The organism is Acinetobacter seohaensis (assembly GCF_056431365.1).
On the sequence record NZ_JBWKMK010000130.1, the window covers coordinates 1 to 16509 of the forward strand.

Below are 16509 nucleotides of genomic sequence, written 5' to 3' on the forward strand. Positions count from 1 at the left end.
CCTATTTAAGTGATGTGCTGAAAAGGTTGCCGACACATAAAGTGACTCAGATTGAAGAATTGCTACCACACCGCTGGAAACCTGAACCGAATTAAAAAATAGGCATGGGGTTCAGCGGACGCTTACATTCATCAGAAGTGATTACGACTTCGTTAAGCTGACTTACGTGTTCATAGATAGATTGATTACTTATCATGTCTTTTCACCTTAAGTGAACCAAAACTTACAGCTGGTTGTGGAGCATTCTGTTGCTGGGGGATAGCTGTGAGTTCTTCGTTACTTGGATGAGAAGTTAACTCGGACTCCAGTCGTGTAAGCTGCTTAGGTAGCTCAATTTTGAGTTGCTTCAGTTTTGGTTTTTTACGGACAAGATCATTTTGTATATCTTTCATAAGCAGATACAAATGATAAAGATCCGCGTGTTTCCCCAGCCTTTGTTTATCGGATTCCGACATCTGTTTTTTACGCTTCTGAACTTCCAGATGAACACTGCGAGATAGGTTATACGTGTATTCAGGTTGAGTAGAGTCTGCTTGAATGACCAGATCCTTTTTATCTGGATGTATGATATAAACTTTGCTCAGATCTAAATCATCAACAAGTACAGTAACTTTTTTGATGCCGTCAGCTTTCAATGTAGTGAGTGCGTGTGAAAAGTAGCTAAGCCCATCAATAATCACTTGCCCATGATTGATATTTCGGTCAACTGGTCTTCTACAAATAATATCAGCATCGGTTTTAGTTAATGAGGAGGGCTTAATCTGTTCAATAGCATCATTCCAAGCAAGAAGAGGTGCTCGTCCAGTAGTACTGTGTATCGTTTGCTGATAGACCGTGTTTATCCATAAGTCGACGTATTCTTTAACCTTGTCTAAAGTAAGGCTGGCTTTGCCAGATGAGTCATATTCCCCTCGTGCCGTAGGATTAGAGAAAGTTGTACCAAGAAGTTTTTGCAGAATACCTTCTGTCAACGTGCCAAAAAAGCGTTCGATATGAGGTTTGTTGTTTGGTGTACCGATTTGCGATGGTGTGATAGTAATTTTGAGTTGTTCACATACGCGCGCTAGTGAATTATTTTTAAATTCGACTCCATTATCTGGAATGATAATAGAAGGGATGCCACCTGGTAGATCTTGATTAGGGCGTGTAATTATGTCTTTGATTAGGGCTAAAGTTGTCAATGCACTAGGCGGAAACATACTGATGTAAGTCCCGACAATTGCACGTGAATATGTATCAATGGCACAAGCGAGGAACGGTCGCCCGAGTGCTCGCCCAGTTTCAGGATCAATGACAATGATGTCTAAATAATGGGTGTCTATTTCTACGGTATATAGAGCAAATGGGCTTGGAGTACTTATGCCAGCAGCTTGAAAATATTTACGAGCGACTCTACTCCCTTTCTTAACACGCATTTCAATATATGGGTCTAATCTTGCAATGGCACGTTGTATGGATCTACGGCTGGGTAAATATTCAAGAGAAATATTTTGTTCTATAAACTTACCTAATACGAATGCCCTCACATCTTTGCTTGTTCGATGTTCTGGTTGTAGATATATTTCTAAAATTCCTTGATTGATGATTTGATAGACTTCAGGTGGATATCTTAGTGTTTTGTTGCCTTTACCTTGTTCACTTAGGCTGAGAGCGCTATTACTACTCAATCGATATTGCAATATCCAGCGTGCAACAGTTCTTGCTGATGGTGGAGAGGAATCTTTAATCTCTGCTGCAATCTCTTGAATGAGTTCTCGTAGTGGTTCAATAGAAGTGGGGGCTGCCAGTTTTGCTAGGGCAGTGAGTACATAGCGTTCCTTGCGACGAATGGTTGAACAACTATCTGGATTGATGAATAGTTTTTCTGGAGCGAAGACACATTGAATCTCTCCATTTTTATACCGAGTTTCAAATGTACTGGCGGGGATAGAACATGGTTTTCCTCCTGCAATTGCTGCATAGCGGATTACACCATAATTAGATGAGGTGATTTCAAATACATGTTCATGATCAGCAAAAGTAAATCGAAGTCCTGGTTGGGGGATGAGTAATGGCTTTTCCATTTTAAACCTCCTCACCTGAATAATAAGTTTTGTGGCTGATTAATGTGATTAATTCATGAAAAAGTAAGTAGTCACCTAATCGGGGATCGAGGTCTGCTTGTTGTAGGGCTTGATATATTTGCTCGGAATGGCTGAATTTATGAGGCTTCAACGCTTCTGTTGCGAGTTCGAGTTCGTATTTTGTCCAAGAGCATGTATGGCCTCGTTGATACCAATGTTGTAATTGTTGTAGGTCTTTACTCGATGGCAAGCTTTTTTGATCAATCAATCGGAATGTAATGTCTAAAGGATGTAGCAAGTTTGCTAACCTAAGAAATTTGTCTAGATCATTTACAGATAGGCAGGAGATATTAGGTTTAATTTCATGAACTTCATATTGGTTTTTGATTGTTTGGACTAAGAAATCTGGGTAACAGAATTTCTTTTCCCCTAGAGCGATTTTGAGAGCTTGAGATCTAAAACATTTAACCTGTGGGTTCCTCTCAAGACAAATAGCATGTGCCAATTCAAGACGACTTTCGGTAGGAATGGAGCCTCCAGATTTTGCGCTGGGGAAAAGTGCCGTTCTTCGTCCATAGCAGCCTTGGTAGATTTTCCTTTGACCATGGATTGTAGAGGCAAGATTCGGCTCTGCTTTAAAAGCGTTATTAATTTGATCGAGAATAGATTGATGAGGATTATGTTTATCATCAAAAGAAAAAGCGTACATATAGTATTTCCAGTATGTATAGCCATTCATCCCATTTTTAGGGATGAGTTAATTCTTGCATAAAAAATATGCAAAACTTGACTGTTGGCTCTATACGGAAGATACTAGGATTCTCAAGTCTCTATACTTTCACGTATAGAACCAACGGATCCGAAAGGGTCCGTTTTTTATTTGGGCAGAATTTTATGTCATGGCTTATTTCTCCTTATATTGTTGGCTGTTATCTGAGTTAATCAGTAGTTTTGATACATTTTTCTATTTTCTTAAAGCTCTTGTTGCGTGATAGCAGCATTACGCTGTTTGACTAACCACTCTGCAACATCCTTGACTAGTGCATATTTCCCACGACGGTTTTCAACTGAAAAGACTGGAATAGGTACAGTTTTCCTTGATAGAGCTTGTCTGAAAGCGTCAGTAGAACGATACCCTAGAGCAATCCTCAATGCATCGTCTGCAATCATTGGCCCATGACGTTCGAAAAGATCCCGTTCAATCATTTCTGCACTAATTAAAGTTGTATTCGTCATTTTGGTTTGTCCTAACGTGTCACAACTACATCATAAGTTGTGTTGAGTAGTTATGGAATAAAGTAAAAGTTTGCTGAATTTAATACAATATTCCATACATAACTGAATGACTTTTAATGATAAATTTGTTTTAGGGTTATAATTTTTTGATTAAAAAGTATGCAAAAAAATCAACAGAAAAAGCGAGATGACATCGAAATTATTCGAGTAAAGCTATGGTATGAAATGATTAAGTCTAGATTGTCGTTAGCTTCTTCTTATCAAATAGAGAAGGTACTTGAACCTATGTCATTCAAAAGAAATGATAATGGTGAGAGATATAACAATAATAAGTGGTCAAAATACCAATCAGGTCTTCATACACCTAATTCACGATCAATTAGCTTAGTAGAATCTCAAGTTCCAGAAAGTTCTAAAATGATTAATAGTATTTTTTGGGAAGCCTTACGTGGTGAAAAGGAGGTAGATTGGTTAATTAAAAAAGGAGAGGAATACCTCCCATGGAATATCAAAAGAATTTTGTATCAACCTAATAAGAATGGTCTTTCTTATGAGTTAGTGAATAACTTGAACTCTAAGCAAATTCATAAGCTTGAGAATTTTGCTGGACTAGACTCTCTCGCAGCATTGATTATTTTTTTACGTTTTGCAGATAGTAAAAATTACAGAACAGCCGCCTTCGATATAGGATGTTCGATATATCGATTATTATTAGTAGCTTCTACATTTCCATACTATAGAGAACACAATGCTGAATTATTACAGTTGATGAAACGATATGTATTTCCATTGGCTCATGATGGAACTAAGTGCGTTGCAGTTGAAAATGAAGAGGGTTTTTCTTTAGAGGTTGAATATTTGAATAATGCTTTGCTTGAGTTGGAGCATGAAAGAGAAGGGCATCTGACCCAGAAGCAAAAAATACATGTGATGTTAGATATGATTCATGGTTCAGGAAATTTTATACATAAATTAATTTTCTTTATTCCTTTTGAGATTAAAGATGATCCATCAGTCGATAATGTACCCAACTTGTTAGAAATACAGAAAATGAAAAAATGGACAATAGAGTGCCTTAAGCGTGGTATTGCACCACTAAGTATTGACTCAGTTGAATTTAGTCCCTTTAGTCATTAAGTTGAAAAAAGGCTGCAAATTGCAGCCTTTTTACTATGGTGTCTATGACAACTTATGTGTCGTTCTTTGCCAACTTATGTGTCGCAAATGACAACATATGTGTCGCGTGACGTATGTGTCGCGATATTACCAGCTCAATGCACCGCCAGTCTGGTAATCGGTTACACGCGTTTCAAAGAAGTTCTTCTCTTTACGCAAGTCCATCATCTCAGACATCCATTGGAACGGGTTGTTTACGCCAACAAACTGTTCAGGTAAACCGAGCTGACTTAAACGACGGTTACAGATGAATTTCAAATATTCTTCCATCATACCTGCGTTCATGCCCAATACACCACGTGGCATAGTGTCACGCGCATATTCAATTTCAAGCATCGTGCCTTCAAGAATCATTTGAATCACTTCTTGCTGGAATTCTGCAGTCCACAAGTGCGGGTTCTCAATCTTGATTTGGTTAATCATGTCGATACCAAAGTTCAAGTGCATAGATTCATCGCGTAAAATGTATTGGAATTGCTCTGCAACACCGTTCATTTTGTTACGACGACCCATCGACAAGATTTGGCTGAAACCGCAGTAGAAGAAAATACCTTCAAGTACACAATAGAATGCGATTAAGTTGCGTAGCAAAATTTGGTCGTTTTCAGGTGTACCTGTTTTGAAAGTAGGATCACTTAAAGATTGCGTGTACTTCAAGCCCCATGCTGCTTTACGCGCAACCGATGGTACTTCGCGGTACATATTGAAGACTTCACCTTCATCCATACCTAAAGATTCGATGCAGTACTGGTAAGCGTGAGTGTGAATCGCTTCTTCAAAGGCTTGACGCAAAATGTACTGGCGGCATTCTGGATTGGTAATGTGGCGATAAATTGCCAATACCAAGTTGTTAGCAACCAATGAGTCTGCGGTAGAGAAGAAACCAAGTGAACGCATTACAATGGTGCGCTCATCTTCAGTTAAACCATTTTCAGACTTCCACAATGCGATGTCGTGGTTCATGTTGACTTCTTGCGGCATCCAGTGGTTTGCACAACCATCTAGATATTTTTGCCATGCCCATTCGTATTTGAACGGTACAAGCTGGTTTAAGTCTGCACGACAGTTGATCATGGCTTTATCATCAACCTGTACGCGAGATGCACCCATTTCTAGTTCTTCAAGACCAGGTGCAACGTCCAATTGATCTAGAGCGTTAGATGCTCTTGCCAACGGATCGGTTGAATCTGTTGCTCCACTTCTAGGGGCTGCAGCGGGTTGTGCAGTTGCCACAGGCGTCTGTGGTTGCTCTGCATGAGATACCATCTGCGTATCATGCGCTTTTTGCGGCTCGACGGGCGCAGACTTGTGTTCAGGAGCAGCCGGTTTTTGCGAATCATCTTCGAAATCGTCCCAACTTAGGATAGACATATCAATTCTCTCTTCGTTGCTTTATATCTTTTATGGACATCCAGCCACGCTGAGATGTCTTAATATACGCTTAATTTGTGAAAGCAAAATTAAGTTTTGCTCATCTTGGTCTGAAAAATGTACATTCCGACCAATGTGCTCACGACTTATTTTGCTTTCGCTGTTGTTTTGCCGCTTGTACCCAAAAGTAAGCAATTGGTGCGTAAAACAACACTACAAAGGAAACCAGCAAGACCGCGAGTCCTAACATATAGTTGTGGGTCATGTGTGGCATGTAGTGGTTTCCTTATTAATTTAACAATCCATTTTCTTGTACTAAATCCATGCATGATTAATCATGCATGGATAAAATATGTTTACTATTTCTCATCGCCTTTGATAGCAACTATTAAGGCGGTAAATACTGCCATGAATAATACTATCAATAATAAAATTACAATAAGTAGTACAAGAAAATATGGAATAGTCATTTATTGGCATTCTGCTTATGTTAAAAATGTATACATTGGATAAATTTCCTAAATTACAATTAGATACAATAGTATCTACACTAAAAATAGTGAAAAAATGTATACATTTTTTCATGCCAATAAGTGAAGAAACTTTCTTTAATTAAAAAGCACCTTCTACCAACAAGCTTCAGTATCTTGTTTGGAACTAAATAGTGGTTCCATTGCATTGATTATATAGAACACATCATATGGTGTATAGGGTCTTGAAAAAAACTATATATTGTGTTGGTCGATAAATTACACTTTGAGAAAACAATTAAATAACTTGGGCAATGTAGAGTTTTAAACAACTTTCATATAGTAAGAAAGATACGGTGCTCAAATTGTGTCATCTCAAATAATGTATACGAATTGAAAAAACAATAAAAGTAGTAAAGTAATTAAAAAAAGCGATTGATTAAGAAATTTATAGCAATAAAAAAGGACATATTGTATGGGTTGATATGTCCTTAATTAGAATAATGATTTATTGGACACTATAGACCTCTTGCGAAAGTATCGTTTTACCAAATTTTTGAATTGGCTAAAACCTTATAAAATGTAGCTTTGGGCTGTTTAAATTTTGACTAACGCAAGAAGTCTTATGTATGCATCCTAAGCAAAATCGTCAGCTTAATTATTTTTACGATTGAAGCATAACAGTAGGTATATATTGCCTATCTATCCAATCATAAAGTTGAATATCACAAATCCCATTCAAACGATGTCCCAAGACCATCGCAAATACTGAGGGGGCTTTAATAAAGAGATGCAACTTGGACAATTGATTGTTGGATTTGAAAGAAACTAGAGCTGATTTAGTCTCTCTAACTGCAAGATTCAGAGTTTCAATGCTATCAATCACATTGGTGCTTTCTAAATTCAATCTAGGTAATCCTTTTACGTCAAGACTAGCAGATTCGATATCGTTACCTATAGCGGTAGGGAATCCAATAGTAATAATCGCTTCAGTTTTGCCTTGTTGTTCAAAAGGCTCTATTTTAGTAAAAAAATTTCCTTCATGATGCTGATGATTATTAGTGCGGTAAGAAGTACCGTTATGTTTTCTCCTCAAATTAGAATTCGTGTAAAGAAAATGATCTCAATTGCAAATTTGTTCCGCTTAAAGGAAATAAACGAAGCTGAAGCTTTAGATTCTCTTCTTTCAACGATAGATGGATTTAAGAAGTTCACATAAAACCAATCAGCCTTTGTTCTTCAGCTCAGATATGCGAGCGGGAAACGCCCAAAGCTTCTGATGAATAGCCACCGATTTTGTAGACACCATTTAGTTAGATAATGGCAGAGGACTTTTACAAGTTGGCTGCCTATAATGGATGCTTAACCTCTACTTTTAACTTCGGTTATTTATGGGAGGATTACCCAATTACACCTAAATACTTACTACTTCGATTATTAAATGCATTTAAAGTTCCTTCCAAAATATTAACAGCATGTTGATTTAACTCGTAACTTTCAATAGAACCAGATTTATAATGGATGGAGTAATTATTTTCCCTATCAAAATTAGTATAAATAATTTGCTCTGCATCACATACTATTGCTAGATTAGGGTTATGAGTAACCATAATAATTTGTCTAGTCTTTTTAGCTTCATTAAGAATAGGAACTAACGAGTTTACAACAGTATCGTTATCAAGGTTTTCTTCAGGCTGATCTAGAATGATAGGTGTTTTATCTTTATCTACCAATAAATAGAATATCAATAGCAATGCACCACGTTGTCCAGGAGATAACTTTTCAACTTCTACATTTTGAAAACGTAATGAGTATTTAGATTTAATAAAGTCTAATCCGTATATAAAATTATAAACATCTTTCGGAGTAATATTTTTTTTCACCATCTCAGAGATACCAATCTCCTCATTAGCTTCATTTAATTTATCAATAAGCTGTTCTATAAAATCAATGACTCCTTCCAGTTTTTCTAAATCTTTATCTTGAGATAATTCTTCTAAAGTATGTTTAATCCTATCTGGCGTAAAATCCAATCTACGTTGCAGAATATGAGAAGTTAAATTCTCAAGAAACTCTTCAAAAGAAAAATTTAATTTAGATACAAACTCGAACTTATTCTTTGTATTTATAAAATTATTTTTTTCAATTGATTTCTGAACAGGCTCATAAAGCGACTCTCTTAGTAACTTCTTTGACTCTAAGATTTTATATATTGAGCTTGCGATATTTTTACGCTCATTTTTTTTCTCTGCTAGTTGATTAGGCAAATTATTAAATATTGTAATTTGATGCTGTATCCCATGAAGTGAATCAGGTATAAGTTCATCACCTTCTAACTGTTTTTTCTTCACTTCCCAAGTTTTAAGCACCTCAAGGTAGCTATTATATTTCTTGAATGGCTCTGATAATTCACTATTTATTCTCTGGATAGTTTCATTACACTTCTTAATCGAGGACTCCAATGTACTAATTTCTTTTAATTTGTTAGGGATTTCTTTTTCTAATTCAGCTTTCATACCTAATACTCTTTCCAAATTTGTACTGAACTGAATGATGTTATTTTCAATTCCAAGATTTTCTAAATCTTTACTTATATCCTCATTAAAATCCTCAATATATTTTATTAAAGCATCATTTTTTTCTATTATCTTATTCGTAATTAATATTTTTGCTTGGCTTTCTTTGATATTATCTTTCAAAGTATCAATTTTTTTTGAGAATCCAAGTACTTTTGAATTGACAGATTCCATCTGAATTTTTAAAGCTGATTGCTCTGGAGTTAAGTTTTCACTAGGGCATGGAACTTCAACAGGCTTAATAGATTCATGATCTTGAAGTTCTTGTAGCTTCAATAATCTTTTGTTTTCCAAAAGTTTTCTTACCTTTGGCTGTGATTGAGCTTCGTACGCTTCAATTTCTGAATTTAATTTGTTTAATTTGGCTTTCAATAAAAATAATTGATCATTTAATGAACTTTCTTTTAATTTGATTAATTCTTCAAGATCCGAGCAACCATTTTTTTCTTCCTCTGTTAAATAAGAGAATATAACGGAATTCAATTCTTGTTGAAATTCATTATCTCCATTATCAGGATTACATAGTTTTTCAAAATAAGCTTGAGGTATGTAACGTACTCTTTCAGTACTTTCATGATCAATACTAGCATCTAAAGTTTTTGTATCTTTAGTACCGTTCAACCAAGTTAATGTAGCTTCAAAATCTGATGCAAAACCACCTTTGCCTTTAAATCGTCCTTCTTTAAGGAAGGAAAAGTAATTACTGCTAGATTTAGAGTTCCCTAATAACGAAATAATATCAGCAAGAGCACTTTTTCCACTTCCTTTTTTACCTATTATCGCCACTAAATCATGGCTTAAATTTAATTTAGTTCCATCAATCCACTTGTGATTACACACAGCTGTAGGTTTTTTTACAACTTCAATTTGATCAATAAAGTAACTACCTTTTCCTTTTTTTAACGATTCTTTTTCAGGGACTTCCCCCACATAAATACGATTTTGAGGCTCTAAGGTAGCTTGGATTAGACCAGTAAATGTTGGATCAGCTTTAATCCATGTAAAACAGTTTCCAATTCTATCTTTATCTGATGTTTTTTCTGAAAAATTATGAGCATCACTACAGTCAAGTAATAAATCATTGACGCCATGATCTTGTAATTTCTGCTTAGCTTTATCAAAAGCTTCATAAGATTCTGCTGAAGTGAAAACGATATTTGCCTGATTAATTAGATGTTTTTTGACAGCTATCGAAGCATCAGTCCACTTGAGCTCATCCCATTCTGTTTTTCCAATAGCAATTAAATATTTCCCTTTAAAACAACTTTTATCAAGTACCTCAAGAATTGACTCCGAATGTAAGTTTAAATTATTAAATCCTTCAATTAGATCTGACCCATATTTATGTAATTCTTCATGAGGAACTGATGACTTAATTTGTCGACCCAAATCTTCGACTGATTCTTTTGTAATACTTTGGTGCCATGGTTTTTGTTCTTTTTCTAAAATATATTTCGCTTGTAAGCTATTTAAAAATTGAGATTTTATTTGATCTAAAGGTAAATTTTGTTCATCTGAGAAGATGACATGTAAATTTATGCGATTAAGCTTTTTAAACTCTACACCTGCAAACTCATGTAATCTAAATTCAACTACTGGCAAAATTAAATCAATATTTTTTAGTCTTCCTGAATTTTTTTCTTTTAAAACACGTTCATATCCATCAATAAAGAAATAGTCATTAATACCTATAACTTTAAACTCTTCGGGTAAATTTTCTAAATCCGTTATAAATTTTTCCCAAGTTGCCTCATTATTACCACCATATTTTTGATCAAGAGAAGCAGGCGTGTGTATATGTAAATCCCATTTACGCCATTCTGATCCTTTATTAAACATATTTCCCCCTAAAAAAATAATTAATACAAATTTAAATCTATGCTACTGCTTTATTAAACGCTTCAACCACATTTAAAATATTATCAGCATCACCACCAGTAAACACACCATCAATCCCCTCAAAATGGATTTGACTAAAAGGTGGCTCGTAAAGCTGCTCTGGCTGTAGTGTTCCCCGAATGGTTAAGTGTTCAATGACCATTTCAACAAAACGAATCTGTTTTTCATTATAGGTTGTACCTTGCAAATACTTAGAGAAAGCCGCCTGTACAGCTTGGCGATCCAGTCCAACCAATGAACGAATAAATAATGGTAAACTTTGCTCTGTTCCGAAGCATTCTTCAAACTTTTCTTTGCTTTCAACTTCTTGAGCTTCAAAAACAAATCGCTCAAGCTCTTTTAAATCGGTTGGGGTTAAAGCTAAACCTCGTTTTAATTTGGCAATGGTAATGTGGTTTTCATTAGCTTTAATAAAACTCTCCACACGCTTGCGGTATTGCGCAATATTTACCCCACTTGAAACCACTGGAATATCAACTTCAGTTGCTTCACCGATTTCATCATCTAACATGGAATACACAATCGTAGAGGTTGTTTTTTCAATGAGTTTAACCAAGCCACGGATACGTTTACGCATCGACTCAAGCATAGGGACTGTAATTCCTTCCCAATAGGCTTCAGTTTGTATGTCCTGAATTAACTTAATCTGTGCTGCGACAACAGGAATATTCTCTTTGCTTTCCAGTTTAGAAGCGATTTCAATCACTTTATTCGCATAGGCAAGTACCGCTTTGGCATCCTTATTCAACACAGCAAGTTCAATGTTGTAGCACAACATATCAAACAGCTTGGCTTCTAGTGTTTCTGCTTCTAGTTCATTTGGAAGTTTAGAAATATGTTCTCGCAACGTACCAATAGCAAGATCATCTAAATTGTTCCATGCCTCATCTTTTTGGAATTGCTCAACATACTCAAGCTCATCACGAACAATAAAATTATCTTTGTTCATTGATTTCACTTCAGTTTGTAGGCTTTGTTGTATGTCTTGACGGACGGCTGCCAATTCTTCAGTTTGATAGTCTTGAGCATTCAACAAACTCAAAAGATTTAAACGTGCCTTAAATAGTCGTTGCCCCAAGGGTTCAGCAGTAGATACAGGCGCACCATCAGGATTTTCGTTGAAATATTCAAAGTTTGAGCAGTAATCAAAAATATAGAATTCTTTTTTGTCCATTCCTGGGGCAAAGAGGTCTTTGCAAAGCCGTGTACCACGACCAATCATCTGCATAAACTTCACTTTTGAGCGTACAGCTTTGAAAAAGACGAGGTTGACCACTTCAGGCACATCAATGCCTGTATCGAGCATATCGACAGAAATAGCAATTTGTGGATCAGCCAGCTCTTTTTTACTAAAACTATCAATCAGGCTTTGTGCGTACTTGGTTGAATGCGTGATCACACGGGCGAACTTACCATCATATTGCGGATAGTTTTTGTCAAAGCGTTCTGCAATGAAATTGGCGTGGTTCTGATTGACTGCAAAGATGATGGTTTTACCCAACATATCTCCACCTTCAACCTTGATGCCATTTTCCATCAAGTGCTGCAGCATTTTGTCTACTGTGCCTGTATTAAACAGTTCCTTATTAATTTTTGATGCATTTACTTCTTCAGGTGCGTCATCACCGCCCCAATCCAGCTCATTCCAGTGTTCTTTTTCTTCTTCGGACAACTCATTAAATTTCACACCTTCACGCATGAACTTTAAGGGGACTGAAAAGGCTTTAGGTGGAACTAAATAACCATCGGCAATGGCTTGGTCTAAATCGTAATAATCTGTTGGAACACCACTTTCCAAACCAAAGAGTGCATAAGTATCACGGTCTACTTCATCGCGTGGGGTAGCAGTTAAACCAACCAATAAGCTATCAAAGTATTTAAAAATCTCACCGAATTTTTGGTACACACTACGATGGGCTTCATCGACAATAATCATGTCAAACATGCCTGTACCGTATTTACGTGTGCCGTCTGCATTCACTTCATCAATCAGTCCCATCATGGTTTGATAGGTAGATAAATACACCCGTCCATTTTGATTTTTACTGTCTACTAAATTAACAGGTGCAGAGTCAGGTAAATTGGCTTTAAAGGCATTGGTGGCTTGTACGACTAATGAGGTACGGTCAGCGAGGAATAAAACCTTCTGAATAGCATTGGCTTTCATCAGTACATCAACCAACGCAATTGCGGTACGGGTTTTACCTGTACCAGTTGCCATGATCAGTAAACCTGCACGTTCTTTACGCTGAAATGCGGCTAAAATCGCTTTGATGGCACGGGTTTGATAATAACGCTCAACGATTTCCGCATTGATCGGAAAGCTACCCAAATCTGGATTATTTTTGCGTCTTTCAATTAGGCGTTTTAGTTCAGTTTGCGTGTAAAAACCATGTACCAAACGAGGTGGGCCACCTTGCACATCATTCCAGATACGGGTTTTATAACCGTTGGTGTAGAACATCACAGGACGTTGACCTGTTTGCTGTTCTAGACAATCTGCATAGAGTTTTGCCTGTTGTTGTCCCACTTCAGGATCAACCGATGTACGTTTAGCCTCTACCAAGGCTAAAGGCAAGCCATTGGCATCATACAGTACATAATCGACAGCACCTTTACCTGATGGGCTTGGCATACTTGTAACTGGAACTTCCTCTCTTGCAGTTACACCAATTTCCCAACCTGCTTCTTCTAGTAAAAGATCAATTTTTAGTTTACGAGTTTCGTCTTCTTTGTAGTCGGTATGATCAGGAATCTGACTATTGGCAAGTTTAGCCTGTTCAACTTCAGCACGTTTTTGAGCAAGTTCAGCGTCAATATTGGCAAGTAGTTTTTCGCGCTCTTCCAAACTTGCCGATAATTCAAACAGCTGTTGTTCACGTTCACGCAAGGCTTTGTGTTGTTCTGCAAATGCTTTTTCTTTGGCTTCAACTTCTTTTTGCAGTTGTTCCTGATTCGCTGCCATTTGCTGTGTTTGGTCAGCATTTGGAATCAGTCTAGGATTGAATAAAATGGTCTGAGAGCGATCTTTTGATGGTGAGCCATAATTACGTTCAAACCAGACATAGATCAGGAACAGATGGCTAATGTGTTTAACTGTTTCTTCAGTCGTCAGTTGTTTGAATTTTTTACCGTGTACCGCACTGTTACCCACCATGCGGATGTTATCCATTTTGTCCCAAATGTAGGGTGGGATAATTTCCTTGAATTTTACATCGGTGATGAGGTTATAGAGCGATGGGTCATAAGGCTGAGTGAGTTTTTTATCGTATTGATATAACCAAAGAACAAGGTTTTCCAGCGATGTTCTTGCTGCAGCAATGGCAAATTGTGGGGAAATATACACAAGCTTTTCAGCTTCTTTTGCAGTGAGTGCTAGCTTGCTAAACTCAGGCTCTAAAAACTGAAAGTTGCTCATGTATATACCCTCAAAATATTTTATAAATTTCCGCTAAATGCTTGGTTTTGTAATGATATAAATAACTGATTTTGTACATCTAGTTGTTTATAAAGCTTTTGTTTTTGATCTTCAATGCTTAAAGCAATTTTAGACCATTTTTCCTGTAACTCTTTTGGTGGAACAGGAACTTCAATGATACTTAGCTTTCCAAGATATAATCCTGCCTGTGCAGCTGTATTTCTGCTATTTAAAATCTTTTGTTGCATATAATCTGAAGCAAGGAGATGTAATAAATATTGCGAAATTACAGAATTATTATCAGGTTTTAAGAGCGCAACACTTCTTGCAAGAGAAAACTCTTCCATATCAGGAACAAGACATAGTTTACCTATTGTTGCTCCGACACATACAATCATTAGATCGCCAAATTCAGGTGAACATCTTTTATAAATTCGTTGGTGATCTTCTTCACTAATGTATGAAACTTCAGTTATATCTAAAGTCATATTTTTAGTGATGTTTCTTGCCATTAAATAAAGTTTTCCTGATTCTAAACGTTCAACAGTTCCATGCTCACCATCAGTAATTTTAGTACAAACTTGTTTTAAGGATTTAATTGGAAATCGATTTTGGTATGTATTAGGATCGCCAAACATATCAATAAACGTGGCTTGTAAAAGCTGATCTAACTTTTCAATCGCTTGCTGACGTTTTTGGCGTAACTCGTCCGCTTGATCTAAAATAGAGGTAATTCGGCGTTGTTCTTCAAGTGGTGGGAGTGGGATTTCTAATTCTTTGAGAAATTTAAAATGTCTACTATATCCAGCATCAGGAATTTTGGCATATCTTAAATAATGATATAAATATTTGGGATCACAGTCATCTTTAGGCTTCAAGACTTTGACACCATCTGCTCCCATTGCAAATGGAAAATCTACAAATTTAATAGCTTTCGTATGATCACCAAAAATTACTACAGGTAAATCAGTACTTTTTACCAAGTACTCTTGATCATTTATGTAACCTGCAATAAATTTTTTACCTTGATCAACAACAGGGTATTGCCCATCAAGCAAAAAAAGTTCTTGGGGAAGCTTTTTATTTCCACCTGATTTATCTTGAACAATATCAGTAAATTTTTTTAATCGTAATGTCACTTAAGCATCTCCTTAAGCGTAACCATTCCTTTTAAAATATCCTGCTCAAGTACTTCTAAATCCGCCAAAATTTTACTTGGTGCTTCATATTCCACTTGCTCATACACCACTTCTTTATAACGGTTAATCGACAAGTCGTAACCATTGGCAGCAATATCGGCTTTATCCACCAAAAAACTTTGCTCAGTCGCTTTACGATCTGCTTCAGCATCCAAATTTTTAAAACGGGCAAGAATGTCAGGAATATTATTATTTTCGTGTTTAGAGGCATCTAGCTCATTACGCTTATCATCTAGCGAATAACCATCTGCCTGCATATCGTAGAACCAGACTTTATCTGTACCACCAGATTCAGTTTTGGTGAAAATCATAATTGCAGTAGAAACACCTGCATACGGCTTGAACACACCAGAAGGCATAGAAATAATCGCCTCAAGCTTTTGTTCTTCTACAATCTTTTTACGCAAATCCTTATGTGCTTTAGATGAGCCGAATAACACCCCATCAGGCACAATAATTGCTGCACGACCACCTGTTTTCAGCAAACGTAAGAACAATGCTAAAAATAGCAATTCAGTCTTTTTGGTTTTAACAATCGCCTGAATATTTTTAGCACAGCTTTCATAATCCAAACTGCCTGCAAATGGAGGATTGGCAAGAATCAAACTAAACTGACTTTCAATATGTGAATGTGCTTCGCTTAAAGAATCACGGTTTTCAATACTTGGATTTTCAACACCGTGCAGCATCATATTCATAGAACCAATACGAAGCATGGTGCTATCAAAGTCATAGCCAAAGAAAGTTTCTTCACTAAAACGCTTTGCTGCTTCAGGTGATGCAAAAATTTCTGTGCTGTGATGTTCATTTAAGTATTCACTTGCAGCAACGAGGAAGCCTGCTGTACCGCACTAAGGATTACAATCAAACGTATGGACATGAATAAGCATTTGTTTTTAAAAAATAAAAAAAAAGAAAAGATGTCCATAATTTTTAAACTCAAGTATGGACATAAATTTACCAAAGTTCATTCATATCAAAAGGATGCTAAGGCATCAATACTAATGCTTGATTAAGTGGTAATCATTATAGATAATCGTACTAATAAAATTACTGATTTTAAATTAACTTAACAACCAATAACTTATTATTTAAATTATA

General features: G+C 36.3%; 10 protein-coding genes and 2 pseudogenes. 2 read left to right on the forward strand and 10 right to left on the reverse strand.

Going from position 1 to position 16509, the window contains the following annotated elements; genetic code table 11:
* A partial coding sequence (locus AC07E5_RS11730) for a transposase domain-containing protein (RefSeq protein WP_178867550.1) occupies positions 1 to 95 on the forward strand: 95 nt, incomplete at its 5' end.
* 90 nt (positions 96 to 185) lie between these two features.
* On the opposite strand, the gene AC07E5_RS11735 is transcribed toward AC07E5_RS11730, so the two are convergent.
* The 3 genes from AC07E5_RS11735 to AC07E5_RS11745 form a co-directional block, all read right to left on the reverse strand.
* On the reverse strand, positions 186 to 2063 hold the full coding sequence (locus AC07E5_RS11735) for a TnsB C-terminal domain-containing protein (RefSeq protein ID WP_498625523.1): 1878 nt from the start codon (positions 2061 to 2063) through the stop codon (positions 186 to 188).
* Between the two features lies 1 nt (position 2064).
* Positions 2065 to 2772, reverse strand: coding sequence for a hypothetical protein (locus AC07E5_RS11740; RefSeq protein WP_271056720.1), 708 nt, complete (start codon positions 2770 to 2772; stop codon positions 2065 to 2067).
* A 263-nt stretch (positions 2773 to 3035) separates the two neighbouring features.
* A complete protein-coding gene (locus AC07E5_RS11745) occupies positions 3036 to 3299 on the reverse strand; it encodes a hypothetical protein (protein ID WP_271056719.1) in 264 nt (87 codons plus the stop codon).
* A 159-nt stretch (positions 3300 to 3458) separates the two neighbouring features.
* On the opposite strand from AC07E5_RS11745, the gene AC07E5_RS11750 reads away from it, so the two are divergent.
* Positions 3459 to 4436, forward strand: a complete 978-nt coding sequence (locus tag AC07E5_RS11750; RefSeq protein ID WP_498625524.1) for a hypothetical protein — start codon at positions 3459 to 3461, stop codon at positions 4434 to 4436.
* 126 nt (positions 4437 to 4562) lie between these two features.
* On the opposite strand, the gene AC07E5_RS11755 is transcribed toward AC07E5_RS11750, so the two are convergent.
* The 7 genes and pseudogenes from AC07E5_RS11755 to AC07E5_RS11785 form a co-directional block, all read right to left on the reverse strand.
* Positions 4563 to 5846 carry a ribonucleotide-diphosphate reductase subunit beta gene (locus AC07E5_RS11755; RefSeq protein ID WP_131260703.1) on the reverse strand — a complete coding sequence of 428 codons (1284 nt, stop codon included), beginning with the start codon at positions 5844 to 5846 and terminating at the stop codon, positions 4563 to 4565.
* A 139-nt stretch (positions 5847 to 5985) separates the two neighbouring features.
* Positions 5986 to 6120, reverse strand: coding sequence for a hypothetical protein (locus AC07E5_RS11760; protein WP_004972322.1), 135 nt, complete (start codon positions 6118 to 6120; stop codon positions 5986 to 5988).
* Between the two features lie 860 nt (positions 6121 to 6980).
* Positions 6981 to 7406 (reverse strand): annotated as a pseudogene (gene cap4, locus AC07E5_RS11765) (CD-NTase-associated endodeoxyribonuclease Cap4); the annotation flags it as partial.
* Positions 7407 to 7716: 310 nt separating this feature from the next.
* Positions 7717 to 10731, reverse strand: a complete 3015-nt coding sequence (locus tag AC07E5_RS11770) for a TrlF family AAA-like ATPase (RefSeq protein WP_179990863.1) — start codon at positions 10729 to 10731, stop codon at positions 7717 to 7719.
* Positions 10732 to 10768: 37 nt separating this feature from the next.
* Positions 10769 to 14209: a DEAD/DEAH box helicase family protein gene (locus AC07E5_RS11775; RefSeq protein ID WP_498625525.1), complete on the reverse strand. Its 3441-nt coding sequence runs from the start codon at positions 14207 to 14209 to the stop codon at positions 10769 to 10771.
* A gap of 20 nt (positions 14210 to 14229) precedes the next feature.
* The gene (locus tag AC07E5_RS11780) at positions 14230 to 15348 is read right to left on the reverse strand and encodes a restriction endonuclease subunit S (RefSeq protein ID WP_179990865.1); all 1119 of its coding nucleotides are present in this window, start codon (positions 15346 to 15348) and stop codon (positions 14230 to 14232) included.
* Positions 15345 to 16259, reverse strand: a pseudogene (locus AC07E5_RS11785) (HsdM family class I SAM-dependent methyltransferase); the annotation flags it as partial. The gene AC07E5_RS11780 and the pseudogene AC07E5_RS11785, both read right to left, overlap by 4 nt.
* Positions 16260 to 16509 lie beyond the last annotated feature (250 nt).

Excerpts from the sequence above, each read along its gene's own strand:
- AC07E5_RS11735 (WP_498625523.1), bottom strand. The coding sequence starts at position 2,063 with ATGGAAAAGCCATTACTCATCCCCCAACCAGGACTTCGATTTACTTTT.
- AC07E5_RS11740 (WP_271056720.1), bottom strand. The coding sequence starts at position 2,772 with ATGTACGCTTTTTCTTTTGATGATAAACATAATCCTCATCAATCTATT.
- AC07E5_RS11745 (WP_271056719.1), bottom strand. The coding sequence starts at position 3,299 with ATGACGAATACAACTTTAATTAGTGCAGAAATGATTGAACGGGATCTT.
- AC07E5_RS11750 (WP_498625524.1), top strand. The coding sequence starts at position 3,459 with ATGCAAAAAAATCAACAGAAAAAGCGAGATGACATCGAAATTATTCGA.
- AC07E5_RS11755 (WP_131260703.1), bottom strand. The coding sequence starts at position 5,846 with ATGTCTATCCTAAGTTGGGACGATTTCGAAGATGATTCGCAAAAACCG.
- AC07E5_RS11760 (WP_004972322.1), bottom strand. The coding sequence starts at position 6,120 with ATGCCACACATGACCCACAACTATATGTTAGGACTCGCGGTCTTGCTG.
- AC07E5_RS11770 (WP_179990863.1), bottom strand. The coding sequence starts at position 10,731 with ATGTTTAATAAAGGATCAGAATGGCGTAAATGGGATTTACATATACAC.
- AC07E5_RS11775 (WP_498625525.1), bottom strand. The coding sequence starts at position 14,209 with ATGAGCAACTTTCAGTTTTTAGAGCCTGAGTTTAGCAAGCTAGCACTC.